15 protein-coding genes are annotated in these 16,562 nt (G+C 39.5%); 8 read left to right on the forward strand and 7 right to left on the reverse strand.

The annotated features are described in order from the left end of the window. Window positions 1-119 precede the first annotated feature (119 nt). From AABI99_RS03140 to AABI99_RS03150, 3 genes are all read left to right on the forward strand, one after another. Window positions 120-1,391, forward strand: coding sequence for an amidohydrolase family protein (locus AABI99_RS03140; RefSeq protein ID WP_338363219.1), 1,272 nt, complete (start codon window positions 120-122; stop codon window positions 1,389-1,391). A 207-nt stretch (window positions 1,392-1,598) separates the two neighbouring features. Then, on the forward strand, window positions 1,599-4,016 hold the full coding sequence (locus AABI99_RS03145) for a TonB-dependent receptor (RefSeq protein WP_338363221.1): 2,418 nt from the start codon (window positions 1,599-1,601) through the stop codon (window positions 4,014-4,016). A gap of 155 nt (window positions 4,017-4,171) precedes the next feature. After that, window positions 4,172-4,717, forward strand: coding sequence for a MarR family transcriptional regulator (locus AABI99_RS03150; protein ID WP_338363222.1), 546 nt, complete (start codon window positions 4,172-4,174; stop codon window positions 4,715-4,717). Window positions 4,718-4,769: 52 nt separating this feature from the next. Here AABI99_RS03150 and AABI99_RS03155 read toward each other — a convergent pair whose 3' ends face one another. Then, window positions 4,770-5,786 (reverse strand): lytic murein transglycosylase, encoded by a 1,017-nt coding sequence (locus tag AABI99_RS03155; protein ID WP_338363224.1) that lies wholly within the window; start codon window positions 5,784-5,786, stop codon window positions 4,770-4,772. Then, on the reverse strand, window positions 5,779-6,066 hold the full coding sequence (locus tag AABI99_RS03160; protein ID WP_338363226.1) for a YcgL domain-containing protein: 288 nt from the start codon (window positions 6,064-6,066) through the stop codon (window positions 5,779-5,781). The genes AABI99_RS03155 and AABI99_RS03160 overlap by 8 nt, the downstream gene beginning before the upstream one ends. Window positions 6,067-6,221: 155 nt before the next feature. Here AABI99_RS03160 and minC point away from each other — a divergent pair, with 155 nt between their 5' ends. From minC to AABI99_RS03180, 4 genes are all read left to right on the forward strand, one after another. Then, complete coding sequence (gene minC / locus AABI99_RS03165) at window positions 6,222-6,929, forward strand: septum site-determining protein MinC (RefSeq protein ID WP_338363228.1); 708 nt, start codon at window positions 6,222-6,224, stop codon at window positions 6,927-6,929. Window positions 6,930-6,934: 5 nt separating this feature from the next. Continuing rightward, window positions 6,935-7,744, forward strand: coding sequence for a septum site-determining protein MinD (minD, locus tag AABI99_RS03170; protein ID WP_024031716.1), 810 nt, complete (start codon window positions 6,935-6,937; stop codon window positions 7,742-7,744). A 1-nt stretch (window position 7,745) separates the two neighbouring features. Continuing rightward, complete coding sequence (gene minE, locus AABI99_RS03175; protein WP_004586362.1) at window positions 7,746-8,009, forward strand: cell division topological specificity factor MinE; 264 nt, start codon at window positions 7,746-7,748, stop codon at window positions 8,007-8,009. Between the two features lie 179 nt (window positions 8,010-8,188). After that, the gene (locus tag AABI99_RS03180; protein WP_338363244.1) at window positions 8,189-9,862 is read left to right on the forward strand and encodes a pseudouridine synthase; all 1,674 of its coding nucleotides are present in this window, start codon (window positions 8,189-8,191) and stop codon (window positions 9,860-9,862) included. Between the two features lie 27 nt (window positions 9,863-9,889). Here AABI99_RS03180 and rnd read toward each other — a convergent pair whose 3' ends face one another. The 3 genes from rnd to AABI99_RS03195 all read right to left on the reverse strand — a co-directional run bounded on the left by rnd (window position 9,890) and on the right by AABI99_RS03195 (window position 13,691). Then, a complete protein-coding gene (gene rnd, locus AABI99_RS03185; RefSeq protein ID WP_338363246.1) occupies window positions 9,890-11,020 on the reverse strand; it encodes a ribonuclease D in 1,131 nt (376 codons plus the stop codon). Between the two features lie 51 nt (window positions 11,021-11,071). After that, a complete protein-coding gene (fadD, locus tag AABI99_RS03190) occupies window positions 11,072-12,724 on the reverse strand; it encodes a long-chain-fatty-acid--CoA ligase FadD (protein ID WP_338363247.1) in 1,653 nt (550 codons plus the stop codon). Between the two features lie 115 nt (window positions 12,725-12,839). Continuing rightward, window positions 12,840-13,691 carry an alpha/beta hydrolase gene (locus AABI99_RS03195; protein WP_338363249.1) on the reverse strand — a complete coding sequence of 284 codons (852 nt, stop codon included), beginning with the start codon at window positions 13,689-13,691 and terminating at the stop codon, window positions 12,840-12,842. Between the two features lie 408 nt (window positions 13,692-14,099). Here AABI99_RS03195 and AABI99_RS03200 point away from each other — a divergent pair, with 408 nt between their 5' ends. After that, entirely contained in the window at window positions 14,100-15,389 is a 1,290-nt protein-coding gene (locus tag AABI99_RS03200; protein ID WP_338363251.1) for an alkaline phosphatase, read from the forward strand. Window positions 15,390-15,450: 61 nt separating this feature from the next. Here AABI99_RS03200 and AABI99_RS03205 read toward each other — a convergent pair whose 3' ends face one another. Both AABI99_RS03205 and tsaB read right to left on the reverse strand, forming a co-directional pair. Next, a complete protein-coding gene (locus tag AABI99_RS03205; protein ID WP_338363253.1) occupies window positions 15,451-15,780 on the reverse strand; it encodes a hypothetical protein in 330 nt (109 codons plus the stop codon). 68 nt (window positions 15,781-15,848) lie between these two features. Further along, complete coding sequence (gene tsaB, locus AABI99_RS03210) at window positions 15,849-16,553, reverse strand: tRNA (adenosine(37)-N6)-threonylcarbamoyltransferase complex dimerization subunit type 1 TsaB (protein ID WP_338363255.1); 705 nt, start codon at window positions 16,551-16,553, stop codon at window positions 15,849-15,851. Between the last annotated feature and the right edge of the window lie 9 nt (window positions 16,554-16,562).

Consider the following 16,562-nt stretch of genomic DNA (forward strand, 5'->3'; position numbering starts at 1 on the left):
GCATTTAAAGCCCATTAATAAAGCAATTACGATAAGTGGTAGCTAGGAAACGATATTTACACCTTTGTATTAGGTTGTTACATTTCAATTAATTAAACCACCACTACAAGAAGAATCAAATGAATAAACGTTTACTGAGTGCCTCTATCGCCATGTTATGTTTAAGTAGCTTAAACGCGCATGCTGTTACCTACCTATCTGCTAAAGCAATGCTTGATGTGCAAAGCGGGAAATTAATTAAATCACCCCTGATCACGATAGATAATGGGGTGATCAGTGCTGTGCAAAGCAACAAAAAGCCAACCCTAAGCAAAAATGATAAACATATAGAACTGCCTGAACTAACACTTATGCCCGGCTTAATGGATATGCATGTGCACTTAACTAGCGACCCTACGGTATCTCGCAGTGAGCGTTTAAGTCAGTCGGTACCCCGTATGGCTATTAAAGCTGCGCATTTTGCTAAAAAAACGTTGCTTGCGGGTTTTACTACCCTCAGAAATGTAGGAGCCGAGGGCTATAGCGTTATTGCGGTACGTGATGGTATTAACGCCGGAGACATTGTTGGCCCGCGCATTTGGGCAGCTGGCCCTTCGCTTGGTATTACAGGTGGGCATTGCGATAATAACCGTTTACCGCCAGAGTTAAAATACACCTCATCAGGGGTAGCAGATGGCCCATGGTCTGCACGTGTTAAAGTACGTGAAAACATAAAATATGGTGCGAATGCCATCAAGTTTTGCGCCACAGGGGGCGTTTTTTCGAAAGGTACAAAAGTAGGTGCACAACAATATTCATTTGAAGAAATGAAAGCCATTGTTTATGAAGCCCATATGCGAGACTTACCAGTAGCTGCTCACGCACATGGTACAAGTGGGATTAAAACAGCCATCAAAGCCGGCGTTGATAGTATAGAACATGCCAGCTTTTTAGATGATGAGGCCATCGCACTTGCTAAAAAACACGGCACGTGGCTGTCGATGGATATTTATAATACAGAATACACACTGAGCTTTGGTGAGCAAAATGGTGTGGACGAAGAGAACCTCAATAAAGAACGCCAAGTGTCTAAAAAGCAGCGCGATAGCTTTAACCGCGCAGTAAAAGCCGGCGTAAATATGGTATTTGGTACCGATGCTGCTATATACCCTCATGGCGATAACGCTAAACAATTTAGCCGTATGGTTAAATTTGGCATGAGCGAACTACAGGCAATACGCTCTGCTACGATTAACAGTGCAAAGCTGTTAAAAATGGAGAATAACTTAGGCCAACTAAAATCTGGCTTTGCAGCCGATATTATTGCTGTTAAGGGTAATCCTCTTGAAAATATCGCTACGCTCGAGCATGTTCCTTTTGTCATGAAAGCAGGCATTGTTTATAAAGAGTAGTCACTCGTGACTACTTTTACAAAAGCATGAAGGCTTACACTTTCATGCTTTTTTATTGTTTACGTAAATATTAACCTTTAATTTACTTTATAGAGCAACAATCGACCTAAAATCCTATTATTTTCACTTTTTTGGAAATTTTTATTCACTTAACGAATAATAACTATTATTATTCGCGCACTTTAAGAAATGCGAATAATTATCAGTATGAAAAAGTTCAACTATTCACTTTTAACTTTAGCGTGTTTAAACGCGCCTTTAGCCCTTGCTGCAACAACGGCTGAAAAAGACATAGAACGCATCAGCGTTTATGAAAAGCAAAACCAAGTTGTAATGAGCTCAGGCCTTGCAACTAAATCAGACATGTCGTTAATGGAAACACCGGCACCGGTTGTTATTATTGACCGTGAACTTATAGAGTCACAAGGTGTAGATAGCCTACAAGAACTTGTACGTAATGTAAGTGGTTTAACGCAAGCTGGTAATAACTATGGTATAGGCGACAATTTAGTTATTCGTGGTCTTGATGCTAACTATACTTACGATGGTATGTATGGTGGTGCAGGACTAGGTAATACATTTAACCCTACACGATCGTTAACTAATGTTGAGTCGGTGGAAGTACTTAAAGGCCCTGCTACGGGTTTATACGGTATTGGTAGTGCAGGCGGCGTAATTAACCTAATTGAGAAGAAGCCAGAGTTTGAAGAAAAACATAAAGTTTCTGCAGAGCTTGGCCAGTGGGATAGCTATTCACTTGCTTTTGATAGCACCAATGCAATTACTGACGACCTAGCTTACCGTGTAATGGCTAAAACGGCCTCAAGCGATGGGTTTCGTGATTTAAAAGAAGACCGCGACGAAATTTATACCTCGCTTAAGTACGTACTTAACGACAGACAAGATATCATGCTCTCTGCTGCCTATATTAAAGATTCGATTGCGGTAGACTCTATCGGCCACCCTATTCGAATTTATAACGCAGAAACAGCCAATGGACTGACAGCGGGTGAAGTAACCGGTGCAGATTTAGTCAATGATCCGTCAGGTAATGGTGTGCAATTAACGGCGGCTCAACAAGAACAACTTGCTAATTCTCTTTCATCAACAGACGGACTAACACCATACGATTTTGGTACTAACGGTATTATTTCTCCAATGGCGGACGATAACGAAGGTGAAGAGCTTCGCTTTAAGCTAACGCATAATTACTTTATTACTGATGATTTATTTTTAAATCAACAATTACAATACCGTAATTACACATCAAGCTTTGCGCGTCAAACAGGTGCATTTAACTATGTTTACTCAACACGTAGTGGCATCATAAACAATGACCCGCGAGCGCCGCTAGTAGAAGACGGCGAATTATACCCATTTGCAGCTCGTCGCCAAGAATATCGCCAAGTAGAAGCAGATGAAAAATCATGGCAGTACTTCTTAGATTTACGCTATGACTTTATGCTGGGCGACATTGATAACGAGCTACTCGTTAATGCAAACTACGAAGACCGTGACATTCGCTTTAAGCAGTACTCTATTTACGATGCAGACAAAGTTATTTACGACAGCGAAGGAGAGGTGCTTTACCAAGGCACATTACCGTATATTTATGATATGCGTTCGCCAAACTGGCCAACAGGTAGCTTTGATGACTACGATCCACTTAAAACCAGTGATTACAACAAAAAAGTACAAGCTTGGGGTTTAGGTATTCAACATGTAGGTTATATCACTGAGCAGCTCACTACCCGTGTAGGTGTTGCCTATAATCGCATTAAGCAAACGTATGAGCATTTTGGTGTAGATGAGCGCTATAGCTCTAGCCGCGCCGAGCCAACGCCTGAAGCGAATACTTCAGATAGCGGATTAACTTATAACTTAGGCGCAACGTATCAACCAACTGAAGACTTTTCGGTATTTATTAACCATGCTAAAGGACGTACAGCTTACAGTGTACTTGGTTCAGTAGCAGGTAACGAAGCAGACCGTGAAGACTCTGAGTCTATCAGTAACGATTTAGGCTTTAGGTTTAAAGCATTTGATGATCAACTTTTAGCATCACTTGTAATATTTGAAAGCGCGCGTACTAATTTAGAATACGCTAACCCACTTTATGAAGCCGGTGTGTCTGGCCCAGATGTAGTAGAAAGCTTCTACGATGGCGAAGAGCAGACCAAAGGTGTAGAGCTTGATTTAAATGCACATTTAAATGAGCAATGGAAAGTAAATGTAAACGGTGTTTATCAAGATGCTCGTGATAAATCTAATCCAAATAGCAGCAGCTACGATACGCGCCAAAAAGGGGTGCCGTATGTAACTGCAAGTACGTGGGTTACCTACTACGCTGATATGTTTAATTTACCAGAGGCTGTTAATATCAGTGGTGGTATTACATTTGTAGATAACCGCAGCACGAACTCAAGTTCGTTTAGTATTCCTGATGGTTATGTTCCTAGCTACACAGTTTATGATGCAGCAGTTTCATACACCACAGATAAGTGGCACATGCAGCTTAATTTAAACAACTTGTTTAATAAAAAGTACTACTCTAAAGCCATGTTTTTAGGTGGTATGCCAGGTGAAGAGCGTAACGCTAAGCTAAGCTTTAGCTACACACTTTAACCCATCTAGGCAATTAATTTACTCCTACTAAAATAAGTAGGAGTAAATTAAACTTATTCTTCATTTAATACCCTACAAAAGATACATCCTAAGCGTTGCTATAATTTATAAGCGTGCTAGCATTACTTTCTGAATTTACTGAAACTTGAAAAGCTATGAGTCTATCTGAAAAAAATTTAGCCTTTGTCATGCACTGTGGTGAGATGGGCAGCCGTTGGGGTTTCAATCGTACGATTGGCCAAATGTGTGGCTTGCTGATCATTACCAAAGAGCCTATGACCGCAAATGATATTGCCGACGCGTTAAGCATCTCTCGTGGTAACGTAAGTATGGGCATTAAAGAGCTCCAGTCATGGCAATTAATAAAGGTGCATCACGTGCCAGGCGATCGTAAAGAATATTACGCCCCGGCGGGTGAAATTTGGGATATGGCTAATCGTGTATTTGAAGAGCGTAAAAAGCGAGAAATAGACCCTACTTTAAGTTTACTGCGTGACAATCTTTTAGACGAAGCAAGTAACGAAGAAGAACGTTATGCACAAAAGCAGATGGGTGAAATTCATAACTTGCTTGAAACTGTTACTAAATGGTCATCAGAATTACAACGTTTGAGCCCAGAGCAGCTAAATAAGCTCATGAAGCTTGGCTCAGGAATAGGCAAGGTTATCGATTTAAAAGATAAAATATTTAAAAAAGAATAAAACTAAATAAAAAAAGCCGCAAAGCGGCTTTTTTTATTTAGAAGAGTGGGAATTAAATTTTCGGATACCCAATTCTATCTGATAAGTAACCCACGCTGGTGGCAAAGTAATACGAACGATTCCAATGCATAAACACTTTGTAGTTATCGTAGGCTAAGTACATACGTCCATTAATGTCATCGGGCATAACAAGCGCTGCACGTACATCTACATTGGGTAAGTCTGAGCCATCCGCTCGGCGTACACCTAGCGCCTGCCAATCTGCAAGTGAACGCTCTGAGTCGTTCCAATACTCTAGCCACTGTTTACGTGTTTTAGTACCACGTTTTAATATGTATTTACTATCAAAGTTTTCAGGGAGTTTTACTTGGCGACCCCAAGTGAGAGAATCATTCCACCCCTCCTGCTTCAAATAATTGGCAATTGATGCAAATGCATCCTCTTTAGTCGTCCAAATATCTTTGCGACCATCATTGTTATAATCAATTGCATAGGCATTAAATGAGGTAGGCATAAACTGCGTTTGACCCATTGCGCCCGCCCAAGAGCCTTTAAATTTATCAAGGGTGATATGGCCTGACTTTAAAATATCTAATGCCGCCCAAAGCTGGCGTTTATAAAGTGCCTCGCGACGGCCATCAAAAGCAAGTGTTACCAAAGATGAAATAACATTATGGCCACCTTGAATGGTGCCAAAGTTGCTTTCAAGACCCCATAAAGCCACGATGAAACGTGCTTGTACACCAAACTCTTTTGCCACTTGCTCTAGTACGTCTTTATTTTCTGCGTAGAGCTTGCGAGCACGGTCAATTTTCCACTGTGGTACACGCTTTGGTAAATAAGTTTCGAGGGTTTCTTTAACCTCTGGCTGGTTTTTATCTGCCGAAACTACTTTTTCTTTGTACGACGCCGTTGCAAATGCATCATCGATTAACTTGCTGTCGTACCCTTTAGCAATGGCCTCTTGCTTTAAGTCACTTAAATAAGTTTGAAATTCGGCCTGCGTTTTTGCCACTACAGAGCCACTTAAACACACTGAGCATAAAATTGCGGCTAACTTTTTAATCACTATCAACTCCGTTTTCTTTTCGTAATTGGCTAAGTAAATTTTCTTCTGGGGGTGGAATTTGTAAATAGTAGCCTTTATCAGGATCAGCTAAAGCCTCTTTTACAGTTTCAAGGTCAGCACCCCCTAAATGATCACGCTTTGCTAAGTTAATGATCATCACGTAAATAGGTTGACCAAACATTGCCAGTAAAGGTTCAGGCACTTTACTAAAATCATCTCTTTTTTCAATAAATAAGAAGGTATCCGCTTTTTTCTTACTTTTATATACCGCAGTGAGCATAATGGCCCTATTTAATCTTGCTTAACATTGCCGCACACTATAACATGAGAGTAATAATAAGTTAGAAAAATTAGATTAGAAATTTCATTAAAGGCCTTATTCAGCCTACGTTTATCTAAAATTAATTTCTAATCAGACAATTCAATTGAGCGTGTATGTCGGAACAAATTTTTGAACTAAAAGGGAACCTTTTCACACTATCAGTGTTACATCTTTACAGCACTGATATCGCCCTTCTAGCAGAGCAGTTGTATGTAAAAATAGCCCAAGCTCCTCGTTTTTTTGAAGGGGCGCCTATTGTTGTTAATTTAGAAGAAATTAAAGGCAGCTCACTTGATTTTGACCATTTAAAATCTCTTATTGAGCGTATGAGCTTTAATGCAGTAGGTGTTTGTAATGGCTCAGATGAACAACACACCCAAGCTAAAGCTGCTGGCCTATCAGTACTTAATTACTCGCAAGATGCTAAAAGCGCGCCCGTTAAACAAGAGGCACCAAATACCTCGATTGTTGAAAAAAACGTGTACTTACCAGCGCAAGTAATTAATGGCACAGTGCGCTCAGGGCAACAGGTGTATGCAAAAGACAGAGACTTAATAGTATTAGGTGCTGTTAGCCATGGTGCAGAAGTAATAGCCGATGGGAATGTGCATATATACGGCACTTTACGCGGGCGTGCCATTGCAGGTGCTAAAGGGACAAAAGATGCCTGCATTTATTGCCAAAAATTGGAAGCCGAGTTGGTTTCAATTGATGGCAATTACTGGATCTCCGACTCACTGCAAGGTGAGCACTGGGGCAATGCAGTTCAAATACAACAAAAAAACGAATCACTAGAAATTTCAGCTTTGGTTAAAGGATAAATCTCATGGCAAAAGTTATTGTCGTTACCTCTGGTAAAGGCGGTGTTGGTAAAACAACATCAAGTGCCGCAATAGGTACTGGTTTAGCATTAAAAGGCTATAAAACAGTTATTATCGATTTTGACATCGGTTTACGTAATCTAGATTTAATTATGGGGTGCGAGCGCCGTGTGGTCTACGATTTTGTAAATGTCATCAATGGCGAAGCCAATCTCAATCAAGCGCTTATTAAAGATAAACGCGTTGAAAAACTATTTTTGCTACCTGCATCACAAACCCGTGATAAAGATGCCCTTACTCGCGAAGGCGTTGAGCGCGTTTTGAACGAATTAAAAGAAGACTTTGATTACATTGTGTGTGACTCACCTGCAGGTATTGAAGCCGGTGCAATGATGGCGATGTACTTTGCTGATGAAGCAATTGTTACAACAAACCCGGAAGTGTCTTCTGTTCGAGATTCAGACAGAATTTTAGGTATTTTACACAGCAAGTCTAAACGTGCTGAAGAAGGCCTAGAAAATATTAAAGAGCACCTTTTATTAACACGCTACAACCCTGAGCGTGTTGAAAAAGGTGAAATGTTATCGGTAGAAGATGTTAAAGATATTCTATCGATTCCATTACTTGGTGTTATTCCTGAGTCGCAAGCGGTATTAAGTGCGTCTAACTCAGGACAACCGGTGATACTTGATGGTGATTCAGATGCAGGGCAAGCTTACGCTGATGCAATTAATCGCTTATTAGGTGAAACAGTCGATTTTCGCTTCTTAGACGTTGAGAAAAAAGGCTTATTTAAACGGATTTTTGGAGGTTAATGTGTCTTTACTTGACTACTTCCGCTCAGAAAAGAAAAATAGCGCGTCATTAGCAAAAGAGCGATTGCAGATCATTGTCGCGCACGAACGTTCTCAACGCGGAACGCCAGATTACTTACCACAATTAAAACAAGATATTTTAGATGTGATCCGTAAATACGTGAACGTAAACACTGATGCAGTGCAAGTACAGTTTGATCAAAACGAAGATGATTTAGCGGTACTTGAGCTCAATGTGACATTACCTGACGAAGAAAAAAAGTAGCACAATAAAAGCGGCATTTAAAATGCCGCTTTTTTCATTTTTAACTAAACCTTACGTTTTTAGAAAGGTTAGTGCCCGCGTGTGTTTAGATTATTTAAGCTGATAATCGCTTTTGATCACTTATAAACAATGAATGTGGTAATATGTAGCCACTATTTCGTTATGTATTCGCAATTGCTATGTTTAATCCCCCGCCCTGTTTTACCTCGTTTTCTCAATCAATAGATAATATAGCTCTGCCAGAGAAATTTACGTTTCCATTTCATTATCAGCCTCACGAACTTAGCGTTTTGGCATCAAAGCAATTACAGCAGCAGCTGGCAACGCATCTACCTTATGATGAAAATAATCACCATGGTGACGGAAAGATGTTCGGTGTACTAGTTGTACAAAACCCACAAAAACAAATTGGCTTTTTATCGGCTTATTCAGGGCAACTTGAAAATTTAAGTTCTGAGATAAAATGTGTGCCTAATGTATCTACAATGGCATTGGAGGATGTGGGTTATTTGAAAGAAAGTAAAATAATTAACGAAATAAACACACAGATACATGCCCTTGAAAATGCCAGTACATTAAATAAATTATCGGCATCGTTAAGTCGAGATACAGAAAAATTTGAGCAGCAGTTACAAGCGCAACAAAGCGTAATGCAAGCAAACAGAAAAGCACGTAAAGAGGCGCGCAATGCACTTGCGATTGAGCACAGCGATGCAATAACGCCTGAGCAACAAGTAAGCTTGAATGAACTGGCAAAACAAAGCATAAAAGATAAAAAACACTATCAAAGCATAAAAGATTACTGGCGCGATAAAATAACTCAGCAACAGCAGGCGCTTAATACCCTTTACGACGAAATAAAACAGTTAAAAAAACGCCGTAAAGTTTTATCTAAAAACCTACAAAAACAGTTATTTGCCCAGTATCAATTTTTAAATGCCAATCATGAGCTCAAAGATCTTAACGCTATTTTTGCTGAGCTACCAGAGCATACTCCGCCATCAGGGGCGGGCGATTGCGCAGCCCCCAAGCTATTACAATACGCTTATCTTAATAATTTAAAGCCGCTAGCCATGGCCGAATTTTGGTGGGGCGGCGCTCCAAAATCGGCGGTACGCCAACATAAAAACTATTACCCCTCGTGCTACAGTAAATGCCAACCTATTTTATCGCATATGTTAAAAGGCCTTAGCATAGAAGATAACCCACTACTCGTTAACCCTGCTGAAGGTAAAACGCTGCCCATAGTCTATCAAGACGATGATATTGTTATTGTAAATAAGCCAAGCGAGTTTTTATCTGTACCAGGTGTCAATATTGAAGATTCTGTGTATTTGCGTATTCAAACACAATTTCCGCACGCTACAGGCCCGTTAATTGTGCACAGACTAGATATGTCTACATCAGGTTTGCTTGTTGTGGCCCTTAATAAACGCGCTCACAAAGCACTCCAAAAGCAATTTATTGCACGCACCATTGATAAACGTTATATTGCGTTAGTTGATGGTATTGTGCCCAAGGACAGTGGTAAGATAGAGCTGCCCTTGCGACTTGATTTTGATGATAAACCGCGCCAACTCGTGTGTTATAAAAACGGCAAACCTGCACTAACCACGTGGCAAGTCCTTGAACGTAAAAACAATATTACACGATTACAGCTTTATCCAAAAACAGGGCGTACACATCAATTAAGAGTACACTGTGCACACCATTTAGGGCTGAATAGGCCTATTATCGGTGACACACATTATGGTAAAAAAGCCAACAGGTTACATTTACATGCCGAGTATTTGGCACTAGATCACCCCATTACACATCAGCGTTTAACGTTCAATGTAGCGCCCGACTTTTAACAAAGCCTATTAGCTTGAGAAGTGGGTTTAATTATCCCACTCTTTAAGTGCATCTTTAACAAAACGGTAGCGCCAAGAATTAAGTAAGTCAGGTTTAATATGATTTACTTTTTGCTCATCGGTAAGCTTCCAATTCCAGCTAATAAGCTGATTAATCTGCTTTTTAGAGGCCATTACATCTTCTGGTATGCCCTGCTCTTTGGCTACCTTAGTAATTTTTTGTTTAATATCTTTAGCTACTTTTTTATAAGCTGGAAAATCAATTAAACGTTTTAGCACAGCTGGATGCTGATCAATTGGCAGGGCTTTGGCTTTTTCAATACACTTTAGAATTTCAACCCCAGAGCGGTTTACTTCCATCGATTCAACACCTGGAATTTGCCTAAGCGAATTTAAACTTGAAGGACCACGTTTAGCAATTTCTGTCATATTGTGCTCTTTAAGTACAAAATTTAAGGCTAAATTTTTTCGAATAGCTTTATTACGACGCCATACAGCTAATTCTTTTAATACAGCAAGTTCGTGCGGCTTTAGCTGCCATGCATTTTTTATATCTTTATAAAGCAGTTCATCAGGTGTTTGAAAGGCGCGTTTATTAGCAATTAATTCGCTCTCATTAATAACAATATCAAATAATTCGGCCTTATTAATACGCTCAATGATTAACTCAAAACAGGGCAATAAATGAAATGTATCTGCCGCAGCGTAATCGAGCTGCTTTTTAGTTAACGGGCGCTGTAGCCAATTAGTGCGTGATTCACTTTTGTCTATTTCAATACCTAACAGCTCTTTGACCATTAGCGCAAAGCCCATGCAGTTACCTTTACCTAAAAGTTGAAGAGCAAATTGTGTATCAAACAGCGGTGTAGGTACAAAGCCTGCGTATTTTTGAAAAACTTCAATATCTTCTGAAGGTGAATGCAACACTTTTAGTACGGATGGATCTTTTAATATTTGCCAAAATTCAAATAACGAAAGCTCAGCAAGTGGGTCTATAAGGGCGAGGTGCTCACCATCATATACTTGAATAAGTGCAACTTCAGGGTACAAAGTACGGCGACGCATAAACTCAGTGTCTATGGCTAAAATAGGCTTGTTTCTTATTTGTTCAACAAAGGTATTAAGTTGATTTTGTGTTTCGATCAATTGGTATTGCACTTAATCTCCTACAATAAAAAAGCCGGCTAATGCCGGCTTTTTTATAGTTTACTAATCTTTTAGGGCTCTTCTGAGAATTTTACCTACATTTGTTTTAGGTAACTCATCCTTAAACTCAACGAGCTTAGGCACCTTGTAATTAGTTAAATTATCACGACAGTGATTTATTATATCTTTTTCAGTTAAAGAAGGGTCTTTTTTAACAACAAAAACTTTAACTTGTTCACCACTTACATCGTGTGGAATACCAATAGCCGCAACTTCAAGCACCCCATCGTGCATCGCAACCACTTCTTCTATCTCATTTGGGAACACGTTAAAGCCCGATACTATGATCATGTCTTTTTTACGATCAACAATATAGAAAAAGCCTTCGTCGTCGTATGTAGCAATATCGCCGGTAGCAAACCAGCCATCTTGTAAACATTCTGCGGTTGCGTCTGGACGGTTATAGTAACCTAGCATAACTTGTGGGCCTTTAACCCATAGCTCACCTGGCTCCCCTTTTGCAGCCTCTTCACCGTTTTCAAGCATAAGTTTGATTTCGGTATTTGGTGCAGGTAAACCAATAGAACCATTATAGCCTTGTAAATCGTATGGGCTTACCGTCACTAGTGGTGCACACTCAGTTAAACCATAGCCTTCCATCAGTTTAGAATTTGTCACTTTTTGCCATTTTTCAGCCACAGGGCGTTGTACCGCCATACCGCCACCTAATGACATTTTTAAATGACTAAAATCAAGCTCTGCAAATCCTGGGGTATTTAGTAGCCCATTAAATAGGGTATTTACTCCAGTAATCGCGGTAAATTTATGCTGATTGAGTTCTTTTACAAATGCAGGCATATCACGCGGATTTGTAATTAGCACGTTTAAACCACCATATTTCATAAACGTTAAGCAGTTAGCTGTTAACGCAAAAATATGATAAAGCGGTAGTGCGGTAACTACAACTTCGCTACCTCGGTCTAAAACCTTATCTAAACAGCCTGATACTTGCTCAAGGTTGCCAACCATATTGCCATGGCTAAGCATTGCCCCTTTAGACACGCCGGTAGTACCACCTGTGTACTGCAAGAAAGCTAAGTCAGATAAATTCATTTCTGGGCGAGTATACTTTGCCGGGTCAGCTGCTAATACATCTGAAAACTTAATTGTATTTGGCAAGCTATAGCTTGGTACCATTTTTTTAATGTGTTTAACAACAAAATTAACGATATGCTTTTTAATACCACCCACCATGTCACCCACTTGGGTAACAACAATGTGTTTTACATCAGTTTTTGCAAGCGCTTTTTCAAGCGTATCAGCAAAATTAGCCAGTATAAAAATAGCCGACGCGTCAGAATCTTTTAATTGATGCTCAAGTTCTCGTACTGTGTAAAGTGGGTTTACGTTAACCACAACACACCCTGCACGCAAAATACCTAAAATAGCGATAGGCGTTTGTAATAAATTAGGCATCATTACGGCAACTTTGTCGCCTTTTTTAAGACCTAAATCATTTTGAATATATGAGGCAACACGTTGTGTCGCTGTATCTATTTCATCATACGATAATGTTTTACCCATATTTGTAAATGCAGGTAAATCTTTGTAATCGGTAAAACTTTTTTCAAACACTTCGAGTAACGAGTTGTAATGCTCAGGATCGATTGTTTCAGGCATACCTTCTGGGTAGCGCTTAAGCCAGATTTTTTCCACTCTTAGCCCCTGTTTATAATTATATTTTTATTAACCTTAATCTAAGTAAGGCACTTTAACAATTGAGCAAATACTCTAATGCAGGAATAATCCCACATTTGGCGTTAATTTACAATTAACATGCACCATTTTGCAGCATAAAGGCTTGAATATGCTCAAAACATAACCCACTGCTTTGCATATGGCAATGATGCCCACCATCTACATTAATTACCTTCAAGTTGTTGTAATAGCTAATATACTTGGCCAAATTTTGTTTTACAAACGAATAACCTTGGTTACCTAAAATTAATTGGCTTGGTGCAATTAATTGTTTTATTGCACCAATACATTGCGCTTCATCAAACCTAAAACCGGAGTGATTTTTAAGCTTAGGGTCTGTTGTTAACTCATACCCTAGTTCACTTTGCTTAATATTACGACCCATTAATGTGCTGATCAGTTCGTTATTTAAATCTGTGGTGTTAGCCCGCGCTTCGATTATAGATGCTCTCGATTTATAAACGCGCTTTTTTTTGTTATTTACCCGCGCTCTATTAAGCACCGCCCCTTTTAATTGCTCACATACTTCATCGCTGGGGGTTGTGACACAACCGATCCCCTCTATAAAAGTAACTGAGTACACGTGCTCACTAAAACAACTAGCGAATAAACCGGCGACCATGGCTCCCATAGAATGACCAACTAAGTGAACTTTTTTAGCCCCTAACCCCATGATCAGTTGATATACATCGTCAATATAATCAACAAAATAATAGTGTGCGTCTTGGCTACGCCAGTCGGATAATCCATGCCCCGCAAAATCGACGCAATACCAAGTATGTTTAGGACTTACATCACTAAGCATGGGCTTAAAGCTGTTACAGTTATCTAACCAACCATGTAGTGCGATGACAAGCTCATCACCAGAGCCTTTTGTTAAGCCACGCAGCGTTATATTTCTTGTTTTTACTTCAAATGACTGCAATGGGCCCCCTTTTTAACGTGCGACAGTATTTATAACATACTAGTTGTCAGACCTCTAATACCAAAAGTTTTTATATTTTTTATATTTATAAAGACCTTTTTATGTGTAGGGTTAATTTTAATAGCAAATTAAACGTTTAATTATCAATGATTTAAAATTAAAGACTTAAAGCTAATAAATCCTTTTTGTATGTTTAAACCCTTACACATACGCTTATCGACAATTTATAGCATTATATTCATTACAATATAATTAACATAACATAAAGAAATGGTAGTATCGTTTTAGTGACAAGTTAGCTAATTTAATTGTAATTCAAGCTGCTTTTTATGCGCTATTCATTTCTTTATCATGCTAACCGTATACAATTGAAGCGCTATTTAAAAAAGCATATTTATAAGGATAAAAATGAAAAACCAGTTTAGCTTATTAGCACTTTTATGTGCATCAACTAGTGCTTATGCAGATGATGCACCTAAAAATGTAATTTATATGATTGGCGATGGAATGGGCCCTGCCTATACAACCGCTTATCGTTATTTTAAAGATGACCCAACAACTAAGCAGATTGAATCAACCGTATTTGATAGTATTTTAACAGGTATGGCACGCACCTACCCTGATGACCATACTTATGTTACCGACAGTGCAGCAGGGGCGACGGCACTTAGCAGTGGCCACAAAAGTTATAATGGTGCAATTGCGGTTGATACAGACAAAAAACCTGTCAAGACCATGTTAGAAATAGCAAAAGAGCGTGGGATGACAACAGCGTTAGTAGCAACATCGCAAATTAACCACGCCACCCCAGCAAGTTTTGCAACGCATAACGAATCACGTCGTAATTATGATGCAATTGCTAATGAGTACATAGATAACAAAATTGCCGGTAAACTCCCCGTGGATTTAATGTTAGGCGGCGGAACACAGTATTTTATTAGAGAAGACCGTAATCTAGTTGATGAATTTAAAGCGGCCGGTTATCAATACAGTGACGATATAAAAAATCTAGCTCAAATTACACAAATACCTGCGCTTGGCTTATACGCACCTGTAGGACTGCCCTCTGTGCTTGATGTAAATTCAAACCATTTAACACAGCTAACAGCCAAAACATTTGATTTACTCGACAGTAAAAATGAAAACGGCTTTTTTGTGATGATTGAAGGCAGCCAGATTGATTGGTGTGGTCATGCGAACGATATTGCATGTGCAATGGCGGAAATGGATGACTTTGCACAGTCGATTGAAAAGGCAAAAGCCTACATTGATAAAAACCCTGATACTTTATTAGTGGTTACTGCAGATCACTCAACCGGCGGTTTGACTTTAGGTGCACACGGTCAATACAAATGGGATACAGAGGTTATAAAAGGCGTTCAAGCAACAGCTGCAAAACTGACAAAGCAATTACTTGTTGCAGATGACCTGGAGACTATTTGGACTGCCAATACAAATATTGAATTTACACCTGCTAATAAAGTAAAACTTGAACAAGCCAAAAAAATGGGTGACAAGGCGCTTAATTTAGCTGTTAAAAGCATTATTAGCGATACAAGCTTTACGGGTTGGACAACCGGTGGGCACACCGCCGTAGACGTACAAGTATTTTCCTACGGTAAAGGGCACGAGCACTTTATAGGCGCGCAAAATAATACAGATATTGCCGATAAGCTAATTAGCTTTATTAAAAAGTAAGCGTATGCTTAAAAAAGCCCGAACCTGTGTTCGGGCTTTTTATTTTTTACTGTTACTTGGGCTAAGCGTATATATCAACACCGATTAAATCTTGTACTTCAGCCCGGCGCTCTAAATTTGCAAATTCAGTATACGTTGAAATTGCTTTACTCACCGTGGGGCTTGGTTGGTCATATATAGTTTGGCTGTACTTTGCGTTACTAGTGCTTTGACTAAAGTATTGATTAGCAAGCTCTACACCCGCTTTGCTACTTTTTACATAATCTGTGCTTGTTTTTTGACTGGCGCTATCGCCCGCAAAACCTTGTGATTTAGAAGGTATAATGTTTGTAGAGGTAACCTTTGCAGGAATATCCCCAGTAAAAAAGCCAGCGCCAATTGGCAAAGTCATAGATAACTTCCAACAAAAAACAATTTAAAAATTATGATTTAAAACCCTAAAATTTGCAACTCTTGTACCTACTCGCGACCAGGTAGCTTTTTCCATGTTACTGTATCGCGCACATATTTGGGCTGCGCATCGCTTGCTTTAACAACCTCGCCCTTTAAAAAGGCCTCGTCTACATGGCTAAGCATATAGCAAGCATCTGGCAATGTAATAGCTGTATTTATGCTTATATTGCTAAAGTTTACAAGTGCATCAGGGTAGCTTTTAAATCCGGTACCCACGGCAGTCGCATTTAGCTCTTCGCTGCTTATGTGCTGCTCGCCTAATAACTCAGGTTTTATAACACACTCTTCATTTACCAATTCCATGCGTGCGTTATTGACCTGGTATTGAGCAAAATAAATTTCTCCCATGCGTGCATCTATAGCAGAATATACGACAGGTGCTTGCGTTAGCTCGTACGCTTGTTGCGCCATAATTGCTAAGGTTGATACACCTACTAATGGTAAATTGGCCGAATAAGCTAGGCCTTGTGCAATAGCAACACTAATACGCACACCGGTAAAGCTACCAGGGCCTTGGCCAAAGCCAATAACATCTAAGTCTTTTAATTTACACTGTGCTTTATTAAGAAGCGCATCAACTAAAGGGAGTATTTTTTGGCTATGTTGCTGTGGGCATTCTTCAAAATGATGAAATGTTTGCCCCTCAAAGTGCAAAACTATAGATAACGCTTCGGTTGAAGCATCTAGGGCAAGAATATTACTTTTAATCATTTTAGTACT

The sequence above is a fragment of the uncultured Pseudoalteromonas sp. genome (assembly GCF_963922945.1).
Classification (GTDB): Bacteria; Pseudomonadota; Gammaproteobacteria; order Enterobacterales; family Alteromonadaceae; genus Pseudoalteromonas.